We start from the raw sequence: 23706 nt of genomic DNA on the forward strand, positions 1-23706 counted from the left end.
ACATTTGGATGCTGACGGAAATCACCCTAGTCTCCGTTCATGCGGCCTGGAGTCTTGACCGGATGGATGACCGGGGTCAGCTGGAGGTTCCATGAAATGGACCTTTCCCGGCAGTTCATGATGGCTGGAGGATTGGTCGCCCTCCTCTCCATGCTGGCCATCGGAAGTTGGGTCGTGAGCCGGGTTCGCAACGATGCAATCGCCAACGAAGCCGCCAACACGGCGCGCTTCATGGACAGTTTCATCGCGCCACTGGCGCAGGAACTCAAATCGGCGGACACGTTTTCGATCGGCCCCATTCGTGCGCTGGACGAGATTCTGGATGGTCCCGAGCTGCGCGACCGCGTGGTGTCGGTGAAGATCTGGAAGCCCTCCGGCCGTATCGCCTATGCCCGCGATGTCGATCTGATCGGCCGCAGCTTTCCACTATCTGCCGGGCTTCAAGGGGCGCTTGCCGGAAAGACGATCGCTGAGCTGAACGAACTCGATGAGGCTGAGAGCCGGGACGAGCAGAGCAGCGGCATTCCGCTGCTCGAGGTCTATAGCCCGATCCGCGCCGATTGGTCGGGGGACATTATCGGGGTCGCGGAATTCTATGAGAATGCGACCGAACTCTCTGACCAGCTCGAGCGCGCGCGCCTGCAGGGATGGCTGGTCACCGCTGCCGTCACATCGCTGATTTGCCTGTCGCTGTTCGGCATAGTGCGTCGCGGCAGCCGGACTATCGCGCGGCAACGTGAGGCCCTTGCCGCCAGGCTCGCTGAAGTCGAAACCGTCGCCAGCCAGAATCTGGAGCTGCGCCGCCAGGTCGAGCGGGCGTCACGACGCCTCAGCGAACTGTCGGAGGCGAATCTGCGCCGCGTCGGCGCCGATCTCCACGACGGCCCGGCCCAGCTTATCGGCCTCGTCGCCTTGCGCCTCGATGCATGGCGGCGGCTGTCGGGCAAGGCGCAACATGCCGCCTATGAGGAAATTTCGAATACGCTCCAGACGGCCCTGTCGGAGCTGCGCCAGATCAGCCGTGGCCTCGTGCTGCCGGAACTGCGCGACCTGGCACTTGTGGATGTTATCGAGCGCGCCGTCGCCGCGCATGAGGCGCGCACCCACACGACGGTAGGCCGCATGCTGGACCTGGCGAAACGCGACGCGCCGGAAGCGGTGAAAATTTGCGCCTATCGCTTTATCCAGGAAGGCTTGAACAATGCCTTTCGCCACGCCGCGGGAAGGGGACAGGCCGTGACCGCCACGATGGAGGATGACAGCCTGGTTCTCCGCGTCACGAACGAGGTCGTAAAGGCTGTCACACCACCGGGAACGCCGCGCGAGAAGATGGGATTGCCAGGCTTGCGCGACCGCGTGCAGAGCCTGGGCGGTAGCTTCTCCTTCGTGATCGGGGCTAAGCAGGCGGTGCTTGAAATGCGTTTGAACCTGATGTCGGAACATGCTGATGACTGAACCCATTCGCGTTATCGTGGTGGACGACCACCCGCTTTATCGTTCAGGCGTTGTCTCGACGCTTCGGGACTTCGCGGACATCGAGGTAGTCGGCGAAGGGACATCGGCAAAAGACGCTGTGAATCTGGTGCACGAACTTTCTCCTGACATCGCCTTGCTGGATATTTCGATGCCCGGCGGCGGCTTGCAGGCGGCCGCTGACATCAAGAGCGGGAACGCGCCGTGCAGGATCATCATCCTCACCGCATCGGAAGACGAAAGCGCTGTTTTGAAGGCGCTGGAGGCCGGCGCGGCCGCCTATGCGCTGAAAGGCATTGGCGGCAACGACCTCGCCTCGCTGATCCACACGATCGTCGAGGGCGGGTCCTATGTGGCCCCCACCCTCGCTGGCCGGCTTCTGCGCAATGCCGGCGGCCATCCCGAAAGCAAGGCGGATCAGGTATTCAAATCGTTATCGACGCGCGAAATGGAAATTGCACTTCTCCTGACGCGCGGCTTGAGCAACAAGGAAATCGCCAGATCACTCGACCTTCAGGAAAAGACGATCAAGCATTATATGACGCAGCTTTTGCAGAAACTGCCCGCCCGCAACCGGGTCGAGGTCGCGATCAAGGCCCGGGCCTATTTTGAGCGAAACGGGTGATCAGCGTGGGATGCGAAAAAGTGGAAACCGGTTATTCGCGAGAATCCCGCGCAAACATAAAGGAATCGATCACGTTTATCACTTCAGACCGAACCGATCTGAAGTGATCGTGATCTAGTGCGCGGCGGCACGCAGTCGCGCATAGTCGCTCTGCCGTGCCTTGCGATCGACGACCCGGCGGCCCAGATTGTCGAACAGCTGATACCTTTCATTCGCGATCGTTTCGCGCCAGCCGTCGGTATAGCTCACGCTGATGGACGATTTCGAGCTTGAGGTGGTGCTGACCTTCCCGTGGCGTTTCAAAGCCTCGAGATAACGTTTGAGCCCCTCGCGCTCGGTGGCGCTGCCGGCCCGGGCACCGTCGTCGTTCTTGCCGTTATCATCGCCTCCCCCTGGGCCCGAATTGCCGCCGCCACCGGGACCGGAATTGCCTCCACCGCCGGGGCCGGAATTACCTCCCCCGCCGGGGCCGGAATTGCCTCCACCGCCAGGCCCGGAATTACCTCCCCCGCCAGGTCCGGAATTTCCGCCGCCTTCGCTGGCATGGGCCGAACCGCGCATGGCCTGAAGATCGATGGCCACTGTGAGAAACACAAAGGCGAGCGCGCCGGCCATCAACAAGGATTTGCGAAAGGTGATCTCCGGTCTCGGCATGAAACGCACAGCCCATTGCATCCAGGCGTTATATATCATCTCCCGCGCCAAGTCTTGCGACGGCCGCGCCCTTCACCTCATCCGGGATCGCGCCGCCTTCGCATGCGTGGCGCGTTCCCGGACGGGTTATGTCATCAATTGTCGCCGGGCCCCTGATCGGGCGTCCCGTCATCATCGCCCGGTACCACGACCGGAGGATTGTCGCCGTGCCCCTGGTCTGGCGTGCCATCATCGTCATCGACACCGCCAGCTCCATCATCATTTCCGCGGTCATCCGCGCCGTGCCCGCTATGAGCGCTGCCACGTCCACTGTTGCTATGACCACCGTCATCGCCCCCACGCCCGCCATGGCCGCTACCGCCGGAACCGCCTCCTCCGCCAGGCCCGCTGTTCCCGCCATGTGCTTCCGCCAGGCTTGCGCCGAAGAACTTGCTGGGCAACACCAGCGGCGCGCCCAGTACGAGTACGAGAGCGAAGCCGGCAGCGCTGGCGGAGAGAATTGCCTTGTGAAGAACAGTCATGAGCTTTCTCCTTCCATTGAAACTCAACGCCGCCATTGAATCCCCACGCGGCCGCTTTGCCTATCCGGCCGAGACCAATGCCCTTGGCGATCAGACCTAAGACCTAGAGCGCTTCCCGCGAAAGTTGCTCGACTTTCGAGACAAGGAAGCGCTCCAGATATATGTAATCGAGCCATTTTATCCCGTTTTGATCGAATTAATTGGTTCGATCAAAACGGGAAAGGCTCTATGGCGCGCGGGGCGGCTCGCCCAAGAAACAACGGAACCATCAGCCTTGCGCGGGCGTTGCTCACCCATGACACCCGTTCCGACGCCCGATCCTCCGCCTCCTCCCGATCCGCAACCGCCCGGCCCGTTGCCGAGGCCGGCGCCACCCAGTGACCCCTTGCCCAGCCCGCAGCCGCCACTGCCGACGCCATGAAGAACGTCTCCGCCGCGCAATTGATTTCCCCATGCGCAAGCCGCTAGATTGATCGCTTCCTTCATCACCTGTCGGGGAGGTCGCATGATCATCGTCACGGGCGGCAGCGGCAAAGTCGGGCGCGCCTGCGTCAAGGATCTCATGGAGCATGGCTACAAGGTCGCTTCCATCGACATGGTCCGGCCGGCCGGTCTGTCTAATCCGCCGAAACCGACGGACGTTAATTTCACGCGTGCCGACATCACCGACTTCGGCGAAGTCATGGCGGCGCTGTCGGGCATCAATGGGCGCGTCGAGGCAGGCGTGACGGGCATCGTCCATCTGGGCGCCATCGCGGCGCCGGGCGAAGCCGCCGATCATGTGATCTTCGAGGTCAACACGATCTCGACCTACAATGTCTTCGACGCGGCGCGCCGGCTTCAGATCCGCAATATCGTCTGGGCGTCGAGCGAGACGGTCTATGGCATCCCCTATCCAGGCGGTCCCCTATATGTGCCGGTCGATGAGGAGATCGAGCTGCCGCAATGGTCCTATTCGCTCTCCAAGCTTATGGGCGAGAAGATGGCCGAGCAGTTCGCCCGCTGGGATGCCGGGACGAAGATCATCGGCCTGCGTTTCTCCAATGTTCAGGAACCGCAGGACTATGCAAATTTCCCGGATTATCAGAAGGATCCGCGCGCACGCCATTTCAACCTGTGGACCTATATCGACGCCCGCGACGCCGCACAGGCGATCCGCCTGTCGCTCGAGGCGAGCATCACCGGCGCCCATGTTTTCGGCATCGCCAACAGCGACTCGGTGATGACGACATCCAACGACGAGTTGCTCGATGACGTATTCCCCGACACCAAGCGCAAGCGCCCGCTCAAGCCGCATGAATCGCTGATCTCGATCGAGAAGGCGCAGCGCATGCTGGGTTACAGGCCGCAACATGACTGGCGCAAGGCGACGTGAGATGGACATTGCATCCTTCAGGAAGTCGCTGGCGAAACCCGATCCACCCGAGGGCACGAGCCTCGCATTGCAGGCGCTGTGGTGGGACGCCAAGGGCGATTGGGACAAGGCGCATGCATGCGCGCAGGAGCGCGATGATCAGGACGGCATGCGCGTTCATGCCTATCTTCATCGCAAGGAGGGCGATGCGTCGAATGCCGGCTATTGGTATCGCCGCGCCGGCGCGAGCCCATTCGTCGGGACTTTTGACGAGGAGTGGGAGGCCTTGGTGCGGGCGCTCGACTAGATCGATTGCGGCTCCCGCTAGATCACGATGAGTTTGGATTGAATCAATCCAAACTCATAAACGTGATCGATTTTTATATGTTAGCGCGGGATTTTTGCGAAAAACCGGTGCCCACTTTTTCGCATCCCGCGCTAGGAAGCCGCAATCATTACGTCTTACCCCTTGATGAAGCTCAGGAGATCGGCATTGATCGTGGCCGCTTCCGTCGTCGGCATGCCATGCGGAAAGCCCTTATAGGTCTTGAGCGTCCCGTTCTTCAGGAGCTTCGCCGACAGCGGACCAGAATCGGCATAGGGCACGATCTGGTCGTCATCGCCATGCATCACCAGCACCGGCACGTTGATCTTCTTCAGGTCCTCGGTGAAGTCGGTCTGCGAAAAGGCGACGATGCCGTCATAATGCGCCTTGGCACCACCCATCATGCCCTGCCGCCACCAGTTCCAGATGATGCCTTGCTGCGGCTTGGCACCCGGCCGGTTGTAGCCATAGAACGGCCCCGCCGGCAGGTCGTAATAGAACTGGGCGCGATTGGTGGCGACCTGCACCTGGAGTCCGTCGAAGACGTCCTTGGGCAGACCGCCCGGATTGGCCGGCGTCTTGACCATCAAGGGCGGCACCGCGGCGATGATCGCCGCCTTGGCCACGCGGGCCTCGCCATGGCGCGCGATATAGTGCACCACCTCGCCGCCTCCGGTCGAATGGCCGACATGGACCGCATCCTTGAGATCGAGATGCGCCGTCAGGGCGGCGAGGTCGTCGGCATAGTGGTCCATGTCATGGCCGTCTGCCGTCTGGGTGGAACGGCCATGGCCGCGCCGGTCATGCGCGATCACGCGGAAACCCTTGTCGAGGAAGAAGCTCATCTGGGTGTCCCAGTCGTCGGACGAAAGCGGCCAGCCATGGCTGAACACGATTGGCTGCCCTTTGCCCCAGTCCTTATAGAAGATCTCGACGCCGTCCTTGGTTGTGACAGTAGGCATGGTGAGCATCCTTTCGCTGCTGTGAGGCTGAACTGACATTATTCAGGGCAACATTGACCATGTCGACCGGGAAAAACTGACCGGGATAGCCATCCTGGCCTGTCCCCGATCGCAGGTCGCGGCGGTCCTCGCGGCGATGAGCTATGATACAATGTCGAGGTAGTCCCGCCGGCCTCCGCAGGGACCCGGCAATCCTGAACCTGTCTCGTTGGAGCCGATCATGCCTGAGACCGATCGCGTAGCGCTCGCCCGCTATATCATCGAGTACGGCGCCCAAGACGACGAGCCGACCGGCCGCGAGGCCATGGCCGCCGATGCGCAGCCTCTCGCCGCCGCAGATTTGGGCCTCAACTTTCCCGAGGGAACCAGGCCATCGCCCATTCCCTTCCCCGACGATGTGCACCCCGACAATCCGTTGCCTAAAGGCGATGTGCTCGTGGTGACCTGGACGTTTGCAGAGCATCAGGCGCTGGCGGATGTGATGACCCCCGGCGTTTCATCGCGGACCTGGGCGCCGTATCGCCGCAGATTCGAAGATCACTACCGCCCATTGATCCGCTATGGCGCGCCGGCGCTGCAGGCCGGCCGTCTGGGCTCGTGGTGCGCCGGCAAGGTCGCCGACAAGACACTGATCTGCTTCAAGTCGGAGTTGCATCTCAATCAGGACGGTATCAGGACCGGAGAGGGCACCGCCACGCTTCCCGTCAAGGATCTGTTCCGTCAGCTCATCGATGAGGTGAAGCCGGCATTGGTGATAACGGTCGGCACCGCCGGGGCCACCTTTCCACCCGGCGCCAAGACGTACCTGAAGGGAATCCAGTGCTCGCCGCACCAGCTTGGCGATGTTGTCATTACGCGTAGCGCCAAATTCCGCTTGTCACAGGAGTTTCGCAAGGAGCCCTTCGCCAGGAAGAACTACCGATGCCGGAGTTTCAAAATTCCGCAGAGCCGGCTCGCCGCGGCGGCCAAGCTCTTGAAGGTCAACGCCTCCAAGCTCGCCGAGCCGGCATTCGGTCCGCCGCATACGGGTTACGCGTGGCCCAAACGCAAACCCATCCCCGGCCTGAAGAATGCCCCAGACCTCAAGATCGACGGGCGTGATTTCCCCGAGTTCCATCCGATCCTGACCACCGACTTCTTCGAATTCGGGACATCGACGAACAAGCTCGAGCGGGAAGGAGCAGGCGTCGAGATGGGCGATGCCGTGCTCGGTTTGGTTGTCGAGGAAATGAAGGCTGCCGGACTCGCCGCGCCCAACTGGCTGGTGATCCGCAATGCCTCCGATCCGCAGATCAACGGCACGCTGCCGAACCGCGATACGCCGGGCGTCGATCCCCAGCTGCGCCGCAACCTCGACATGCAGGCCCATTGGGCCGTCTGGTATTACGAGACCTATGGCTACTGGACGAGCGTCAACAGCGCGATCGCTGTCTGGGCCATGGTTGTCTAGAGCATCGGACCGAAAAGCTTGTGGTCGGGCTTGACCCGACCATGCGAAGCGGTTTTCCGAAAAGATCATGCGCAATCAAGAAAATAGAGCGTGATGGCGACCCGTCCTAAGCCATCACGCTGTAACGCGCTGCCCGCGGACTCCTGATCAATATGTCGCGCGCCCGCCCGACACGTCGAATACGGCGCCGGTCGAGAAGGAACATTCCTCGCTGGCGAGCCAGGTGACGAGGCTCGCCACCTCATCGACCGTGCCGAAGCGTCCCATCGGGATCTTCGACAGCATGAAATCGATATGGGCCTGCGTCATCTGGTCGAAGATCGGCGTCTTGACCGCTGCCGGCGTCACGCAATTGACGGTGACCTTCGTCTTCGCCAGTTCCTTGCCGAGCGATTTGGTGAGGCCGATCACGGCGGCCTTGGAGGTCGAATAGGCGGGCGCGTTCGGATTTCCCTCCTTGCCGGCGATCGAGGCGATGTTGACGATGCGGCCGTAGTCGTTCTTCTGCATGACCGGCACGACGTTGCGGCAGCAATAGAAGACGCCGTTAACATTGATGTCGATGACCTGGCGCCATTTGTCGGACGGGTAGTCCCAGGTCGTGGCATTTGGTCCGGTGATGGCGGCACTCGTCACCAGCACATCGATGCGGCCGAATTTCTTCACCGTCTCGGCGACGGCGGCCGCAACACTCTCTTCCTTGCTGACATCCACGGCGACACTGAACGCCGCCTGGCCGAGCTTGCCCGCCGCCGCGGCCCCCGCCCCCGCATCGACGTCCCAGATCGCGGCGGAGCCGCCTTCCGCGATGACGCGCTCGGCGACGGCGAAGCCGATCCCCGAGGCTCCCCCGGTGACCACCGCGACGCGTCCCTTGAATCTTCCGGCAAACTGCATAGCATCCTCTGTCCCGTTAAAAGTGGCCGGAACATTTCATGCGTCGGCGGTTAGTGCAAGTGATTAAACGCGTGACCGCCATTTCGGAATATGAGAAACTGCTGAAAAGTATGACAATTGGGAGGACCACATGAATAAACCCGTCCATCCGGCCCCCGCGGGCGATGCCGGCGTCGTCCGCATCCAGCAATTCGAAAGCCCGGCGGGTGTGCCTTCGCTGTCGACTCAGTTGCTCGCCACCGCCGAGGGCGACCTCAACCGCGAGCTCAACAGCTTTCTGTTCGACCCGCCTTCCGACCCTGACCTGCTCAAGGGCAGGAAGATCGCCATCTGCTGCACCAATGGCGTGGAAGAGGTGGAGATCCTGGGCGCCCACCGCTGGCTGAGCGAGCACGGCGCGACCGTCCACATCGTGGCCCCCAAGGCCGGCCCGCTGCCGCCCTCTTACGGTGTCCGAATGCCGCCCATCGCCGAAACCCATGTGCTGGCTATCCGCCTCATGGAAAATGGCGGCTGGCTCAAGATCGACCAGTATGTCGAAACCGCCAAGGCGTCCGACTATGACGCCATTATCCTGCCGGGCGGCTGCTGGAATCCGGATTTCCTGCGCGCCGACAAGAACGCCATCGCTTTCGTGCAGGAGATGAACAAGGCTGGGAAGCCCGTTTGCGGCATCTGCCACGGCCCCTGGGTGCTGATCAGCGCCAGATTGCTCAAGGGCAGAAAGGCGACAGCGGTATGGAACATCCATATCGATCTGGAGAATGCCGGGGCTACCGTGATCGACGAGCCGGTGGTGGTCGACGGCAATCTCATCACCGCACGCTTCCCTTATGACCTCCCGCGCATGATCGAGGCGCTGGTCAAGCAGCTGGTGAAGTAGTTTCGCCAACCTATCAGTTGTTTCCCCTTCTCCCGCTTGCGGGAGAAGGTGGCCGAAGGCCGGATGAGGGTGTCCTTCGTGAAATGAATATCGAAATTCAGAGAGTGTCCTTTTTCCTGAGCGAACACCCTCACCCGCCCTATCGGGCACCCTCTCCCGCAAGCGAGACCTTTGCGGAAGTGGTCGGATTGCGGCTGGAGAGGGGAATGGAGTTTTTTCGCGCGCCCGATTGGGCGGTGGGAACTTGCAATGCCCGGCGGGAGATGCCCCGTATGAGGTATTTTGGTTGCCGGGGTCATGCACTGAGCACCGCCAGGCGCTTGAGATTGATCGCGGTACACAGCATCGCGAAGTGACCAGCGTTCCTCACAAGCCCGATGTAGCGCACCCGCCGCCATCCCATCAGACGCTTGGCAATGGCGAAGACCCGCTCGACAGCGCTACGACGACGCGAGATGCCCTTGTTGCGTTGAACTTGGCGCTTGCTCAGCGGATGGTGCCTGTTGGGACGGTGAGCAATGCGATCATTGGCCCCGGCAGCCTTGAGGGCCGCGCGGCGTGCCTTGGTGTCATAGCCCTTGTCGGCGTAGAGCGCCCGCTCATCGCCCATGATCAGCGCATCACCCATAGTCGTATCAGCCACCGAGGCGGTGGTGAGAACACAGCGACGGATGATGCCCGAGCCCAGGTCGACCGCCACATGGCCTTTGTAGCCAAAGTAGCGCTTGTGGCCCTTCTTGGCCCAGCTCGCCTCAGGATCGGTCGGGCTGAGGATGAGTTTGCTTGCCGGCCGTTCGCCTTTGGGCCCGGCCTTGTCCTGCTGCGGGGCTTGATCGCTGGCGGGTGCCGGCGCCGGTGTCTTGTCTTCCTTCGGCTTCTCGGGCCGCTTCACATGGGCTTCGACCAGCGTCGCATCGATGATCGTGCCCTGGCGCAGCAGCAGTCCCTTGGCATCAATCTGAAGGTTCACAACTTCAAACACCGCCTCGCTCAGGCCCCTCGTCGCCAGCTCCGTGCGAAACCGGCTGATCGTCGAGTGATCCGGCGTGTCTTCACCCAAAGCCAAGCCGACAAAGCGGCGGAACGACAATCTATCGATCAGCGCTTCCTCAAGGCCTGGATCCGACAGCGAATACCATTGCTGCAGCAAAAGAGCCTTCAGCATCAGCAGTGGCGGGTAGCCGGGCGCGCCATAGGGCGAGCCGCGCATCGGCGCGAGCAAGGTGTCGATCTGGCCCCAATCGATCAGGCTCTGCACCCGATCAAGTGTCTCGCCCGAGCGGCTCGGCTGCTTCGCCAGAGCATCAGCCAGGCTAAACTGACCAGTCACGCGTGTCGGCATGCGTCGACCCCCTGTTCCTCTCCCCAGAGAATCACAGATGCCCCACTTCTGCAAAGGTCTCGCAAGCGGGAGAGGGGGAATGAAGGATAGCGTTTCCGAGCGGCTCCGCCCTACCCCTTGATCTTCCACTCCTTCATCACCTGCAGCGTGTGCTCGAAAGACACGATCCCTGCATCCGAGCCCAGACCGGTGGCGACAAGCCCGGCTGACGCCTGAGCGAAACGCAAGCCCGTCTCGACATCCATCTTGTGGTGAAGTGCCGCGATGAAGCCCCCATCGAAGGCATCACCGCAGCCAGTCGTGTCTACGACCTTCACGTCATAGGCCGGCGACGTGAGCCGCGTGCCGTTACCATGCGCATAGAAGGCGCCCTCGCCGCCCAGCGTGAACACGCAGCAGGCCGCGCCACGGTCAAGATAGAAGCGGGCGCAATCCTCGGGGCTGGACTGACCCGACATGTCGCGCGCTTCCTCGATCGACGGCATGAAGTAATCGATATGGGGCAGAAGCGGCTCGACGATGCCGAGCGTCTCGGCGCTGGCGGCGATCAGATCGAAGGTGACGGTGCGGCCGCGCTTCTTCGCCTCCTTGAGCAGGGTCGCGCTCGCCGGCCCGTCGAGCCGCTTGAGGAGGCCGGTGCCGCCCAGATGGATGATCGGCGCGTCGAACACCTGGTCATAAGCCGACGCCGGCACGTCGAAATGATCGGAGGCGCCCCGCACATGCAGCGCCGGCCGGTCGCCATTCGGCCTGACATTGAGAATGGTGGCGGACGTCGGCACACCCTTGAGGCGCTGCATCGCCGAAGTGTCGATGCCGTGCTTCTCGAGCGTGAGCAGAACCCAGTCGGCTTTCTCGTCATCGCCGATCGCGCCGACGGCGAGGCTCCTGAGGCCGAGCTTCGCCGTGTCGACCACCGTGCCGCCGGCGGTGCCGGCGACGGTGAGCCTGATTTCCTCGATGAAATCGACATTGCCGCGATCTGGAATGCGGGTGACGGGCCGGCCCAGCACGTCAAGGATATAGAGGCCGATGACGGAGACATCGTAACGCATGAATGGGCTTCTGACTTATTTTTTGGAGAGATAGGTGACGGCCGCCGCGAAGCCGGCCGCCGCGATCGCGAGCGCCCACACCAGCGGCTGCATATAGAAAGGCGGCGTTGCGAGCTGCACCTTGCCGGCCGTGGTGGCGGGATCGGGCGGCTTGAGGAAGAAGACGCCATAGAAATGTGCGGCGGTGATCGAAATCAGGAGTACGCAGCAAAAGATCATCGCCACCACGAGCGCCACCGTCACGATGCTGCGGATATTCACGCCGGGTTTGGCGAGCGGCAGCAGATTGTTGATGAGGCCGGCCAGCACCACGAGGCCGGAGCCGATGGCGAAGAGCGTCAGGCTGAAGGGCTGGAAGATCAGGAGCAGCGCCAATATGCCGAGCCCGATGATGAAGCCTTCTAGCCGCAGCGCGCCCGCCGGGCTCAAGCTCTTTGTCGGACGCTCGCTCATGCCCGCACCGCCTTCCCGTCTTCCCCGAATATATGCGTCTGGCTCGGATCGGCGCGCAGATGCAGCTTCTCGCCGATCTTGAACTTGACGTCACGCGGTACCACCACCCGGATATCGGAATCATCCGGCGTGCGCGCATGCACCAGCGTCTCCGCTCCCATCGGCTCGATGAGCTCCGCCGTGGCGGCAATCGTGTCTCTGCTGCCCGACCCGACCGGCGTGAACGCGCGAGGTCGTATGCCGAGCGTGACCTGCGAAGGCTTGAGCCCGCCGACCGCCGGATTGACTTCGAGCTCCACCCGTTCGCCGCCGAACTGGATCGTCGCCTTGGCGCCGCTCACCTTTTCGAGCTTGCCCTTGACCAGGTTCATCTGCGGCGTGCCGATGAAGCTCGCCACGAAGACATTGGCCGGCTTGGCGAAGACCTGATGCGGCGTGCCGATCTGCTCGATGATGCCGTCGCGCATGATGGCGATGCGGTCGGCCATGGTCAGCGCCTCCAGCTGGTCATGCGTCACGATCACCGTCGCCTTGGAGAGGTTGGACAGAACTTCCTTGATCTGGCCGCGCATCGAATGGCGCAATTCGACATCGAGGCGCGACAAGGGTTCGTCGAACAGGAAGCAATTGGGCTCGCGCACGATCGCGCGCGCCACCGCAATGCGCTGCTTCTCGCCTTCCGACACCTGGCCCGGCATGCGGTCGAGCACGTCGCTCAGATGCAGGATTTTCGCCACCCGCGCCACCCTCTTGTCGCGCTCGGGCTTCGACAGGTTCTCGTAATGCAAGGGCATGGCGATGTTCTCGCCCACCGACAGCGCCGGATAGAGCGCATAGAACTGGAACACCATGGCGATGTCGCGCTTTTCAGGCGCCAGTTCGTTCATGCGCTTGCCGGCGATGATGATGTCGCCGGACGTCACCCGCTCGAGGCCGGCGATCATGCGCAATGTCGTGGTCTTGCCGCAGCCCGAGGGGCCGAGCAGGCAAACCACCTCCCCCGCCGCCACCGACAGGTCGGCGTCCTTGACGGCGACGAAATCGCCGAACCTCTTGGTGATCTTCCGGGCTTCGATGGTGGACATGCTATCTCTTCACGGTGCCGAAGGTAACGCCGCGCAGCAAATGGTTCTGCAGGAAGAAGGTCACCAGGAAAACAGGGATCAGGAACAGCGTCTCGATGGCCGCGAGAAGCCCCCACAGCACACCGATGCCGCCGCCGGCGACGGCCTGGTTCATGGCGACCGGCACTGTACGCGTATCGACACCGGTCAGCAGCAGCGCGAACAGGAACTCGTTCCAGGTGAGGATGAGGCCGAAGACGAAGGTGGCGGCGAGGCCCGCCAGGACCTGCGGCAGGCAGATCTTGAGGAACACCCTCACGTCGCTCGATCCGTCGATGCGCGCGGCATCTTCGACATCGGGTGACAATTCATCGAAGAAACTCTTCATCATCCAGATCGTGAACGGAAGATTGAAGGCCGTATAGAGAAAGATGATGCCGGGATAGGAGCCGGCCAGGCCGGCGACGCGGAACATCAGGATGACCGGGATGATCACCACGATGGCCGGCAGCATGCGGGTGGTGAGGATGATGAAGAGATAGGTGTCGTTGCCCTTCAGCGGATAGCGCGAGAAGCCATAGGCGGCAAGCGTGCCGATCACCAGCGCCAGAAGCACGGAGGTGCTGGCGATGAAGATCGAGTTGAAGAAGAAGCGATCGAAGCCGGTGCTCTCCGCGGCACCACCCGCGACATACGCGCGCGAGAACACGGAGGTGAAATTCTCCAACGTCGGCGAGAAGACATACTGTTCCGGGATGAGCCCGAAGAAGCTCGTCGGCAGGAGCTTCGGCGGCACCGCCAGCGCTTCTGTCTGCAGCTTGAACGAGGTCAGGATGATGATCAGAACGGGGAGGAAGTAGATGAGGCTGATGATTGCTGCGAACAGCGTGTGGCCCCACCCGGCCTCGCCCACGCCCGACGCCTTGCGGAAGCCCAGTCTTTCCCAGATGGATGTCGTGTCGGCCATCGCTCAGGCCCCCTGGCTGCGCCGGTTGGCGATATAGAGATAGAGATTGGTGAGCACGATCACCACGAAGAGCAGAAGATAGGAGAGTGCTGCGCCCTCGCTCGTCTTGTTCTGCTCATTGGCGATACGGATGACGTGATAGGAAATGGTCATCGTGCCGTTGCCGCCCTTGGTCAGCAGGATCACCAGATCAGCCATCTTGAAGGCTTCGATGGTTCGGAAGAGCAGCGCCAGCATCAGCAGCCCGCGTATATAGGGAAAGGTGATGGTCCAGAAGCGCCGCCAGCCCGAGACACGGTCGATCGCCGCCGCTTCATAGAGATATTTGGGCACCGAGACGAGACCCGCCAGCACCAGCAGCATGACGAAGGGCGACCACATCCAGGCATCGGCGAAGACGATGCCGGCGACGGCCCCGGTCTTGTTCGACATCAGGATGAACTGCTCGCCGCCCCAGGCCTTGATCACCTGGCTGATGAGCCCGAAGGTCGGGTCGTAGTAATAGGAGAAGAACACGCCAACCGCGACGACCGACAGCATCATCGGGGTGAGCACCAGGATGAGCAGATATTTGCGCAACGGAAACTGCTTGGCGAAGAGCACCGCGAGCAGGAAGCCGACGATCATCTGCGCGGTGACGGTCAGCACGACGAACATCGCGGTATTGGTGAGATTGGCCCATAGCTCCGGCGCCTTGAGCTCGTTGGTGAGCAGTTGCTCGTAGTTCCGCAAGCCGACGAAGCGGATAGTCTGCTGGTTGCTCTGATAGGCGAAGAAGGAAAGCCCGAGCGACCACAGCAGCGGAAAGATGTTCATCACGAACAGCACGGCGATCGCCGGCGACACCAGGAGCCCGCCATAATAGTGACGGCGATAGGCGTTGACGACGAAGGCGGCGGCCACCATCGCCACCATGGCGCCCACCACCCAGAAGGCGGCATCCGCCGGCAGGATGAGCGTGGCCAGGACCGACACCACGAGGCCAACGGCGATGGCGAGCTTCCAATTGTCGGGTGCCAAGGTCTTGAAATCGGGCGCGGGCTGCGAAAGGGCGACGCTCGTCATCTGGACATCCTCCCCTCGACCGTCATCCCGGTGCAAACCGGGATCCGCAAAAGCCACCCCACGCAACCAACATTGCCGTGTTGCACGAAATTAGCGACCCCCGACTTTCGTCGGGGTGACGGAGAATGGATGAAGCAGCATTCAATGATTCCAGGCACGAGTACCAAACCCCTGAACGACGATCCGAAGAAAAAGAGAACGCCCGCTTTTCGCCGGGCGTCCTCATTTAGCGCTGTTATTTCTGGATCAAACCGGCTTCCGAAAGCAGGTTCTGCTGGAACTTCGCCACGTTATCGAGCGTCGTCTTGGCATCCTGCTTGCCGGTGATGGCGAGGTCGAACTGGTCCTGCTGCTGGGTGAGCAGCTCGAAGAACTGCGGCACATGCCACACGTCCTTCTGCCAGTCGAGGCTCGGCGCCCAGGCCCGGTTCCACGGACGATAGGTGACATAGTTCGGATCGCTATAGACCGACTTCATCGCCGACTGACCGCCCTTCGAGGCGTATTCGGTCTGCACTGGCTTCGACAGCCACCACTTCACGAAATCGACCGCTTCCTTGTTCTGCGTGTCGGTATTCCAGGTCATCAGAACGAAGGGCTGTCCGCCGATATTGTTCCAGCGGATCAGCTTGCCGTCGGCACCACGGGTGCCCGGCGCCTGGCCGAAGACCAGCTTGTCCGAGACCTTGGACGTTTCCGGGTTGAGCGAGGCTTCACCGAGGCCAATCCAGTCGACATTCAGGGCCACCTTGCCTTCCCGGAACAGCTCGTCGGACTTGAAGATGTCCATCGTGCCGGTCTTGGCGACGGGAGGCATATATTGGATGAGCTTCAGATAGTGGTCGAGAGCGGCCACCGCTTCCGGCGAATTGACCACGCCTTCTGCCTGGCCCTTGGGCGCCTGGGTCTCGTCCCAGATATTGGCGCCAGACTGCCAGATGAAGCCGTTGATCTGCATCGAGGAGAAGTCGTAGCCTTTGCCGGCCTGATAGGCGATGCCGTAGAAATCGTCATCGGCCGGCTTGCCGGCGAGATTTTCGCCCTTCTTGCGCTGGAAGAATTTGCCGATGTCCTCGAACATCTGCCAATCCAGATCATCGAGTTCTTCCCCGGTGCACGGCAGCTTCTTGTTGAACTTCGCCTGGAAGTTCTTCTGCTCCTCCTCGTTGCACAAGATATCCTTGCGCGCGAAGGTCACGAGCACATCGGGGAACTGCGGGAAGCCGTAGAAATTATCCGACTTGTGCGGATAGGTCGAATAGGCGTTGCGCACATTTACATGCATGTCGTCCATCGCCGCCTTCAGCGCCGGATCGGCATCGATCAGATCGTTGATCTTGCGGTAATAGCCGCCCTCGATGAAGGCGCCGAGCCACTGCGAATCCGACACCGCCATATTATATTTCTGCTCGCCCGAGGTGAGCGAGGCATTGACGCGGGTGTAGAAATCCGGCCACGGGATGAAGTCGATATCGAGCTTCACCGTATTGCCCGACGGCGCCTTGTACTGCTTGTCGAACATGTCCTTCATGATGCGGGTCGGCGGCCAGTCCGGCACCGCCATCTTCAGCACGATTTCCTCAGCCGTCGCCGGCGCCAGGAACGTGCCGCTCATTAAGGTCGCGACCGCGGCCGCGCCTGCGAAGGACGTCAACTTATACTGCCAACTCATGTCCTGTTTCCTCCCTGAAGCATGATCCGGAAAATTGCGAAGTGGTTTTCCGGACAGACGTGTCTAGGCACTTCAACTTCCTTCGCGCCGGGAAAGTGTCATCGCAATGCGAGACCGTCCGCGGCGCTGAAGACATGGATCTTATGGGCATCGATTTTGATCGGCAGCCGGTCGCCGAGCTTGATCTCGCTGGCACGCGACTCCGACAGGAGAATGCGCAGATTGTCGGCCTTCTCGCCGAGCGAGACGACGGTGACGTCGCCCAGGGGCTCGAGCAATTGCACCGGTGCCGACAGATCGGCCGACTGGGCCGAGGTGATCTCGAGATCGGCCGGGCGCACGCCCATGACGACCTTGTCGCCCGCCTTCACCGCGAGCTTACGGACCAGCTCGAAGCTGCCGAAGCCGGTTTTGAGGGTCTTGCCGTTCTCGCCCACCGTCGCCGGCAGGAGATTGATATGCGGCGCCCCGATCTTGGCCGCGACATAGACATCGGCCGGCGTTTCATAAAGCGCGTCGGGCGTTCCCTTCTGCACCACCGCGCCGTCGCGCATCACCGCGATCTCCTCTCCCATCGACAGCGCCTCGAGCTCGTCGGGTGTCGCATAGATGATGGTCATGCCGAACTGCCGGTGCAGGCGCTTGAGCTCGGCGCGCATGTCATGGCGCAGCTTGGCGTCGAGATTGGTCAAAGGCTCGTCGAGCAGCAGGATATTCGGCCGGCGGATCAGCGAACGGCCGAGCGCCACGCGCTGCTGCTCGCCGCCCGAGAGCGTATTGGGCTTGCGCTCGAGCCGATGGCCGAGTTTCAGCATCTCGGCGGTTTCTTTGACCCGTTTGTCGATTTCGCCCGAGGCGACCTTGGCCTCGCGTAGCGGATAGGCGAAATTCTGATAGACGGTGAGATGTGGATAGAGCGCGAAGGACTGGAACACCATCGACACGCCGCGCGACTTGATCGGCGCATGCGTCACATCCGCGCCATGCAGGGCCACCCTGCCCTCGTCCGGTGTCACCAGGCCCGAGATCATCCGCAAGGTGGTCGTCTTGCCGACCGAGCTTGGACCGAACAGGGCGAAGAACTGGCCTTCGCCGACCGAAAAGCTCAGGTGATTGAGCGCCTGTACGCGCCCATAGGCCTTCGATACGCCCTCAAGGCTGACGGCAGCAGCATTACTATGAGATGCCACGCGCTCCCTCACACAAAGAGAGTCGCACTGTGCCAATGATACTTCATCGACGCAAATTCCTCCCGATTGCACGCTGTTTTCCGCGTTTTCAATAGATCAGACTGGTAGTACCAAATTGATCTCAGCGCAAGACTTTCTGTTGGGACTGCAGTGCAAAACCGGTGCTGCACATGCGAATTCCGCTACTTGCGATAAAAATCTCTCTGTTCTATGCGTAAATGAACATTAATTGGTCGGACCAAAATGGTCGATCCAGAAAAGCCAGGGAGGACTTCATGCATCTGTCGACACATAACTGGATGCGCGCCGAACCGCTCGAGACGACTTTGGCCCGCATCAAGAAGTTTGGCTATGAAAGCATCGAGATCTCCGGCGAGCCCACCCAGTATAATGTGAACGACACGCGCAAGCTTCTCAAGCAATATGGCATTCGCTGCTGGGGCTCGGTTACTCTGACACTCGCCGACCGCAATCTGGCCGCCAAGGACGAAGGCCAGCGCGCCCGCACCGTCGACTACATGAAGAGCGTCATCACCATGGTGAGCGAGCTCGACGGCGAGATCATCACACTCGTCCCCGTCACCGTCGGCAAGATCCAGCCCGATGGCACGCCTGAGGAAGAATGGCAGTGGCTCATCGAGGGCGTCACCGAATGCTACAATCACGGCAAGAAGAAGGGCGTGCGCATCGCCATCGAGCCGCTCAACCGCTTCGAGACTTACCTTCTCAACCGCGCCGATCAGGCGATCGCGCTCGCGGAAGCGATTGCGCCTGATTGCGGCGTGTGCATCGACGCCTTCCATCTCAATATCGAGGACGCCGACATGTATGCCTCGATCAGAAAGGCGGGCAAGCGTCTCTATGACTTCCATGTCGCCGACAACAACCGCATGGCGGCGGGCCAGGGCGCGCTCGACTGGAAGAAGATTGTCCAGACGCTCAAGGAGACCGGCTATGACGGGGCGCTCACCGTGGAATTCGTGGCGCCCGTTGACCGCACTCCCGCCTCGCAATATCCGAACGCCATCGAGAAGAACCCGGTCGATATCTCGCCGGAGCAGCTGAAGTTCATCCAGGATCACGGCTCGAGCCTGCTGAGCGAGGAGTTCTATTCGATGCTCGTGAAGAAATCGGCCGACACGATTCTGCCGTTGATCAAGTGACCGGCCGGGTCGGGCTACCTCCGGGTAGTCCTGTCCGTACTGGCCGGGAGAACATGATGAAGATCGAACGGATCGAAGCCACCTGGGTGTCCATCCCCATCGCCGCCGAGCGTCAGCATAAGAGCGACTTCGGCCAGATCCGGACATTCGACGCGGCGATCGTGCGCATCGATACCGACACCGGCATCACCGGTTGGGGCGAAGGCAAGAACGCCGCCGGCAGTGCGGGCACCTATGCGGCCCTCGTCACCCTCATCAACAAGGAATTCGCCCCGCGCCTCGTCGGCCGCGACGCCCGTGATATCTCCGTCATCTGGGACTCGCTCTACAACGGCGTACGCGCCCATCACGCGACAGCGCGTGGCCATGCAATGCCGGACATGGCGCGCCGCGGCCAGACCATTGCCGCGATCAGCGCCATCGACATCGCCTTGTGGGACATTGCCGGTAAGTCGCTGGATGTGCCGGTATGGCGCCTCCTCGGCGGGCGCAAGTCGGAAAGCATGCCGGCCTATGCCTCGGGCGGCTGGGCGGATGCGAAAACAATTGGCGCCCAGCTCGCGGGCTATGTGCAGCAAGGCGGCTTCAAGGCAGTGAAGATGCGGGTGGGCGCCATGGACGGTGCGCCCCATGTCAGCGCCGATCGCGTCAAGGCGGCGCGTCTGGCGCTCGGGCCCGATATCGAGATCATGGTCGATTCACACGGCACCTTCACAGTGGCCGAGGCCAAGCGCTTCGCCCATCTCGTGCGCGACTGCAATCTCGCCTGGTTCGAGGAGCCGGTGACCGCCGACGACAAGACCGGCATCGCCGAGGTGCGCGCCGCCTCCATGATCCCGATCGCCGCCGGCGAGAGCGAGTTCACCCGGTTCGACTTCCGCGATCTCATCACCCACCGCGCCGTCGACATATTGCAGCCGGATCTGGCGATCTGCGGCGGCATCACCGAGGCGCGCCGCATCGATGCGCTCGCCACCTCCTTCAATCTGAGGCTCGCCCCGCATCTCTGGGCCGGGGCGCCCGCCTTCTTCGCCGGCCTGCACCTCGCCGCGGCTAGCCCGTCGAGCTATATTCTCGAATATTCCCTGGGCGCCAACCCGATGCTGCATGATCTCATCGAGGAAGACGTGCGCGTCACGGACGGCATGATCGCCATTCCCGACCGGCCGGGCCTCGGCATCACGGTGCGCGAAGACATGCTGGCCTCCCATGCGGTGAAACTGCAATGAACGAACACCGCGATCTCGTCTCTGAACTGGCGTTGTTCTTCCTGCAGCGCAAATACGAGCCCGGTGAGCGCGTGCCCTCCGAGCGCGAGCTCGCCGAGCGTTTCAAGGCCGGGCGTGGCCTCGTCCGCGAGGCGCTCGCTTATCTCGAGGCCTTGCGCGTCATCGATCGGAAGGCCAAGTCCGGCGTCTATATGTCGAACGACTCGGCGAGCGTCGAGGCCCTCGCTCTGTTCGCGCAGATCGGCGTGCCGCTGCAGGCCGACGAGGTGAAGCAATCCAACGAGATGCGGCGCATCCACGAGATCACCGCGGTGAGGCTCGCCTGCGAGCGCGCCACGCTTGAGAATTTCGACCGCATGCGCGCCGTGCTCGCCACCTCGATGAAGCGCATCGACGCCGGCGAGCCGATCGACCTTGAGGACCGCGACTTCCATCTCGAGATCATCAACGCCACCCAGAACAATGTGTTCTACCGCATCGTGCGCATCTTCTATCTGATGACCGCGGAGCGCCGCCGCATCTATTTCCAGCGCCCCGAGCGCTGCCGCGAGTCCCACAACGAGCATATCCGCATCTTCGAGGCGATCGCCCGGCGCGATGCGGTGGAGGCCATGGGCCTGATGGACGCGCATCTGAAAGGCGTCGAAAGCTACTGGACCGGTCTGCTCGACAAGCCGCAGACGCCCGAGAAGCAGCAGCCGGAAGCAGCCTGGCTCAGGCATATTTCGAGCTGATGAAAACAACCGTCATCCCGGCGAAAGCCCCCCGTCCTTCCCCTTCTCCCGCTTGCGGGAGAAGGTGGCCGAAGGCCGGATGAGGGTGTTGGCGCAAAGTGGAGAGGGCCCACAATCATGTTGACGCGAACTTGACCATGCCCATCGTCTACTCGACCCACCCCTTGCATTCCAACGCCGCGCGCCTGCTCGACGGCCATGCCGATCTCGTCATCGCCTCCGACCTGACGCCCGAAACCCTTGCCCGCGAGGCCCAGGCCGCCGACATCGTTATCGTACGCGCCAATCTGCCGGACGCCCTCTTCGCCGGCGCCACTAAACTCAAGGCCGCCATCCGCCATGGCGCCGGGCTCGACATGATCCCCGTCGAGGCGGCGACCGCCGCCGGCGTGCTCGTCGCCAATGTGCCGGGCGTCAATGCCCGCTCGGTCGCCGAGCATGTGGTCTTCGTCGCTCTGGCGCTGGCCCGGCGTTTCCGCGCCATCGATGGCGACCTGCGCCGCAAGGGCTGGCTCGCCGGCCGCGCACATTCCCTGAGTGCCCGCGAGCTCGACGGCGCCACGATGGGCATCATCGGGATGGGTCATCTCGGCAAGGCGATCGCCGGTATCGCCTCGGCCGGCTTCGGCATGCGCGTCTTAGGCCACACCAGGCGCAACACCGGTTTCCCGCCAAGCGTCGAGCCTGTCACCCGCGACGAGCTCTTGCAGCGGAGCGACCATGTCGTGCTCGCCTGCCCGCTGTCGCCCGAGACGCGCGGCATGATCGGCACCCGCGAGCTGGCGCTGATGCCCAAGGGCGGCTTCCTCATCAATGTCGCGCGCGGCGCCGTGACGGTGGAGGACGATGTCGTCACAGCACTCAAGAGCGGCCATCTGGGCGGTGCGGCCATCGACGTCTTCGCCGAACAGCCATTGGCCGCCGATCATCCCTTCTTCAGTTTCGACAATGTCATCCTCACCCCCCATCTCGCCGGCATCACCGAGGAGAGCATGGAGCGCATGGGAATCGGCGCGGTCGAGGAGACCTTGCGCGTCCTCAAAGGCGACCTGCCGGTCAATCTGGTCAACCCGTCGGTCGTGGCGCAGTATCGGGGACGATTTTCTTAGACCGGTCCCGGCTTGCGGCGACGGGCTTCGAGGGCGGTCTTCCTTTCCCGTCAGCCAGGGATTTTAATGCGGCGCGTCACTTGGCCGTTGCTCTCCCAGTAAGTTTTCTTCTTAGCGATCCACGGATCGTCCATCGCAGGTTGGATTTGTCCCGACTCGTCGATGGCGCGCGAGGTCACCGTATGCTCGCCTGATGCAGGTGCGGGCCAATCAAGATACCAGATCTTCCAGGCGAATTTTCCCTTGTCACCGTCATCGATGGTTGCGTTCAGCCACGGCCCATCGTCGATCTTTACCTCGACCTTGCCGATTGGCGCACCCCAGGCCGCGCCAGTGATCCGGTAGCTATTGTCTTTCCGGCTGACCTTTGCTGGCGCAGACTTTAGCAGGGCGGGGCCGACGGAGGTTTCGGCCCACACGGTTTCGCCATTGTGATCCTCCTCACGGATAGTGACATAGTCGCGCCCCATAAGCTTGCTCTCGAAACGTCTGTCGCGGACCTCAATGCGTTTCAGCCACTTGACGTTCGCGATGCCATACCATCCGGGGGCGATGAGCCGCAACGGGAAGCCATTCGGCGCCGGTAGTTCCACTCCGTTCATTTCGTAGCAGAGAATATTGTTTGGATTCATCGCATCCGTAAGCGACATGCTTCGGGCGAAATTCTGATGCATTTTTACATCGCGAATATCGTCCTTGAGCACGATGTCCCCGGCGTCGGTGCCCCAGAAAATCACCTCGATGCCGTTTTTCATCACTCCCGCCTCTGCGAGAAGGTCGGCGAGCGGCGTTCCCGTCCAGCGGGCGTTGCCGATGCCTCCGGTAAAGAACGGGAAGCCATGATTGCCAGAACATTCGATGGTAAATGTAACGTTCTGACGCGGCCGCGTCTTCAGCTCGGCTAGCGTCAGCGCCATAGGCTTTTTCACCAGGCCATCGATCTCCAATTTCCAGTTACTGACGTCGATGACCGGCCGGTCGAAATGCGCGATGCTGAAGAATTTGTCATTGGGCGTGACCCACGAATCCAAATCCTCCCAGACAAGCTGATTTTTTATTACCTCCGGAACGGGGTTGGCCGCAGGTTGATCGAGCCATGGAATTACTGTCTCGTCCGGACGGCTAGGAAAGGCGTGGGCGAAGCGCGACTGGAAAACTGCCAGGGCGGCGAGGGCCGCACTACCTTTGATGAAGTCTCTCCGTGGTATATGGAACATATTGCCACCTCCATTGGGACTTGGACGTCATTCCCTTGGCAATAGTCGCGACCCAAAGCGCTAATCGCCATTGGGGCCCCACAAGGTCAATCCAACACCCTTTCCTGGGGAAAGGCAATGCAGGCCCGCTCCGGCGGGTGACCGGCGGTGAAGCCACGTCGGAATGGAGCGATGAAAAACGGTAGGTGTCGGATGCACGGCAGCAAGAGCGGGATCATGATCCGTGGTCAATCCAGTTTTTGGTTTGACGCGAGCCCCTTGCATACGTGGCCGCGTTGAGGCGATGTTGTCGCCCGGGCAGA

The 23706-nt window shown here is 61.8% G+C and carries 23 protein-coding genes; 10 read left to right on the plus strand and 13 right to left on the minus strand.

Annotated elements, in window-relative coordinates:
- Window positions 1-96: 96 nt before the first annotated feature.
- Window positions 97-1455, plus strand: a complete 1359-nt coding sequence (locus tag G5V57_RS32665; RefSeq protein ID WP_165173260.1) for a sensor histidine kinase — start codon at window positions 97-99, stop codon at window positions 1453-1455.
- Window positions 1448-2098, plus strand: a complete 651-nt coding sequence (locus tag G5V57_RS32670) for a response regulator transcription factor (protein ID WP_165173262.1) — start codon at window positions 1448-1450, stop codon at window positions 2096-2098. The genes G5V57_RS32665 and G5V57_RS32670 overlap by 8 nt, the downstream gene beginning before the upstream one ends.
- Before the next feature lie 114 nt (window positions 2099-2212).
- On the opposite strand, the gene G5V57_RS32675 is transcribed toward G5V57_RS32670, so the two are convergent.
- Both G5V57_RS32675 and G5V57_RS32680 read right to left on the minus strand, forming a co-directional pair.
- A complete protein-coding gene (locus tag G5V57_RS32675) occupies window positions 2213-2791 on the minus strand; it encodes a hypothetical protein (RefSeq protein WP_165165513.1) in 579 nt (192 codons plus the stop codon).
- A gap of 95 nt (window positions 2792-2886) precedes the next feature.
- Window positions 2887-3273 (minus strand): hypothetical protein, encoded by a 387-nt coding sequence (locus tag G5V57_RS32680; protein ID WP_165173264.1) that lies wholly within the window; start codon window positions 3271-3273, stop codon window positions 2887-2889.
- A gap of 505 nt (window positions 3274-3778) precedes the next feature.
- Between G5V57_RS32680 and G5V57_RS32685 the strand changes: the two genes are divergently transcribed.
- A complete protein-coding gene (locus tag G5V57_RS32685; protein ID WP_165173266.1) occupies window positions 3779-4648 on the plus strand; it encodes an NAD(P)-dependent oxidoreductase in 870 nt (289 codons plus the stop codon).
- Between the two features lies 1 nt (window position 4649).
- Complete coding sequence (locus G5V57_RS32690) at window positions 4650-4934, plus strand: hypothetical protein (protein WP_165173268.1); 285 nt, start codon at window positions 4650-4652, stop codon at window positions 4932-4934.
- Between the two features lie 155 nt (window positions 4935-5089).
- Here G5V57_RS32690 and G5V57_RS32695 read toward each other — a convergent pair whose 3' ends face one another.
- Window positions 5090-5914: an alpha/beta fold hydrolase gene (locus tag G5V57_RS32695; protein ID WP_165173270.1), complete on the minus strand. Its 825-nt coding sequence runs from the start codon at window positions 5912-5914 to the stop codon at window positions 5090-5092.
- A gap of 220 nt (window positions 5915-6134) precedes the next feature.
- On the opposite strand from G5V57_RS32695, the gene G5V57_RS32700 reads away from it, so the two are divergent.
- Complete coding sequence (locus G5V57_RS32700; RefSeq protein ID WP_165173272.1) at window positions 6135-7364, plus strand: hypothetical protein; 1230 nt, start codon at window positions 6135-6137, stop codon at window positions 7362-7364.
- Window positions 7365-7511: 147 nt separating this feature from the next.
- Here the strand turns inward: G5V57_RS32700 and G5V57_RS32705 are convergent, their stop codons facing one another.
- Window positions 7512-8261, minus strand: coding sequence for an SDR family NAD(P)-dependent oxidoreductase (locus G5V57_RS32705; RefSeq protein WP_165173274.1), 750 nt, complete (start codon window positions 8259-8261; stop codon window positions 7512-7514).
- Between the two features lie 130 nt (window positions 8262-8391).
- Here G5V57_RS32705 and G5V57_RS32710 point away from each other — a divergent pair, with 130 nt between their 5' ends.
- Window positions 8392-9144, plus strand: a complete 753-nt coding sequence (locus tag G5V57_RS32710) for a DJ-1/PfpI family protein (RefSeq protein WP_165173276.1) — start codon at window positions 8392-8394, stop codon at window positions 9142-9144.
- A gap of 295 nt (window positions 9145-9439) precedes the next feature.
- Here the strand turns inward: G5V57_RS32710 and G5V57_RS32715 are convergent, their stop codons facing one another.
- The 8 genes from G5V57_RS32715 to G5V57_RS32750 all read right to left on the minus strand — a co-directional run bounded on the left by G5V57_RS32715 (window position 9440) and on the right by G5V57_RS32750 (window position 17952).
- A complete protein-coding gene (locus tag G5V57_RS32715; protein WP_165167114.1) occupies window positions 9440-10486 on the minus strand; it encodes an IS5 family transposase in 1047 nt (348 codons plus the stop codon).
- A 110-nt stretch (window positions 10487-10596) separates the two neighbouring features.
- On the minus strand, window positions 10597-11541 hold the full coding sequence (locus G5V57_RS32720) for a carbohydrate kinase family protein (RefSeq protein WP_165173278.1): 945 nt from the start codon (window positions 11539-11541) through the stop codon (window positions 10597-10599).
- Window positions 11542-11556: 15 nt separating this feature from the next.
- The gene (locus G5V57_RS32725) at window positions 11557-11994 is read right to left on the minus strand and encodes a hypothetical protein (RefSeq protein ID WP_165173280.1); all 438 of its coding nucleotides are present in this window, start codon (window positions 11992-11994) and stop codon (window positions 11557-11559) included.
- Entirely contained in the window at window positions 11991-13079 is a 1089-nt protein-coding gene (locus G5V57_RS32730; RefSeq protein ID WP_165173282.1) for an ABC transporter ATP-binding protein, read from the minus strand. Before G5V57_RS32730 ends, G5V57_RS32725 begins: the two co-directional genes overlap by 4 nt.
- 1 nt (window position 13080) lies before the next feature.
- Window positions 13081-14025: a carbohydrate ABC transporter permease gene (locus tag G5V57_RS32735; RefSeq protein ID WP_165173284.1), complete on the minus strand. Its 945-nt coding sequence runs from the start codon at window positions 14023-14025 to the stop codon at window positions 13081-13083.
- 3 nt (window positions 14026-14028) lie between these two features.
- Window positions 14029-15090, minus strand: a complete 1062-nt coding sequence (locus tag G5V57_RS32740) for a carbohydrate ABC transporter permease (protein WP_165173286.1) — start codon at window positions 15088-15090, stop codon at window positions 14029-14031.
- A 235-nt stretch (window positions 15091-15325) separates the two neighbouring features.
- Complete coding sequence (locus G5V57_RS32745; RefSeq protein WP_165173288.1) at window positions 15326-16762, minus strand: ABC transporter substrate-binding protein; 1437 nt, start codon at window positions 16760-16762, stop codon at window positions 15326-15328.
- Between the two features lie 98 nt (window positions 16763-16860).
- Complete coding sequence (locus G5V57_RS32750) at window positions 16861-17952, minus strand: ABC transporter ATP-binding protein (RefSeq protein WP_246737454.1); 1092 nt, start codon at window positions 17950-17952, stop codon at window positions 16861-16863.
- A gap of 275 nt (window positions 17953-18227) precedes the next feature.
- Here G5V57_RS32750 and G5V57_RS32755 point away from each other — a divergent pair, with 275 nt between their 5' ends.
- The 4 genes from G5V57_RS32755 (at window position 18228) to G5V57_RS32770 (ending at window position 22187) form a co-directional block, all read left to right on the plus strand.
- The gene (locus G5V57_RS32755) at window positions 18228-19115 is read left to right on the plus strand and encodes a sugar phosphate isomerase/epimerase (RefSeq protein WP_165173292.1); all 888 of its coding nucleotides are present in this window, start codon (window positions 18228-18230) and stop codon (window positions 19113-19115) included.
- A gap of 56 nt (window positions 19116-19171) precedes the next feature.
- Complete coding sequence (locus G5V57_RS32760; RefSeq protein ID WP_165174370.1) at window positions 19172-20344, plus strand: mandelate racemase/muconate lactonizing enzyme family protein; 1173 nt, start codon at window positions 19172-19174, stop codon at window positions 20342-20344.
- Window positions 20341-21078 (plus strand): FadR/GntR family transcriptional regulator, encoded by a 738-nt coding sequence (locus tag G5V57_RS32765; protein ID WP_165173294.1) that lies wholly within the window; start codon window positions 20341-20343, stop codon window positions 21076-21078. The genes G5V57_RS32760 and G5V57_RS32765 overlap by 4 nt, the downstream gene beginning before the upstream one ends.
- A 137-nt stretch (window positions 21079-21215) precedes the next feature.
- The gene (locus tag G5V57_RS32770; protein ID WP_165173296.1) at window positions 21216-22187 is read left to right on the plus strand and encodes a D-isomer specific 2-hydroxyacid dehydrogenase family protein; all 972 of its coding nucleotides are present in this window, start codon (window positions 21216-21218) and stop codon (window positions 22185-22187) included.
- Window positions 22188-22237: 50 nt separating this feature from the next.
- Here the strand turns inward: G5V57_RS32770 and G5V57_RS32775 are convergent, their stop codons facing one another.
- On the minus strand, window positions 22238-23404 hold the full coding sequence (locus tag G5V57_RS32775) for a molybdopterin-dependent oxidoreductase (RefSeq protein WP_165173298.1): 1167 nt from the start codon (window positions 23402-23404) through the stop codon (window positions 22238-22240).
- Window positions 23405-23706 lie beyond the last annotated feature (302 nt).

It is taken from the genome of Nordella sp. HKS 07, from assembly GCF_011046735.1.
Taxonomy (GTDB): Bacteria; Pseudomonadota; Alphaproteobacteria; order Rhizobiales; family Aestuariivirgaceae; genus Taklimakanibacter.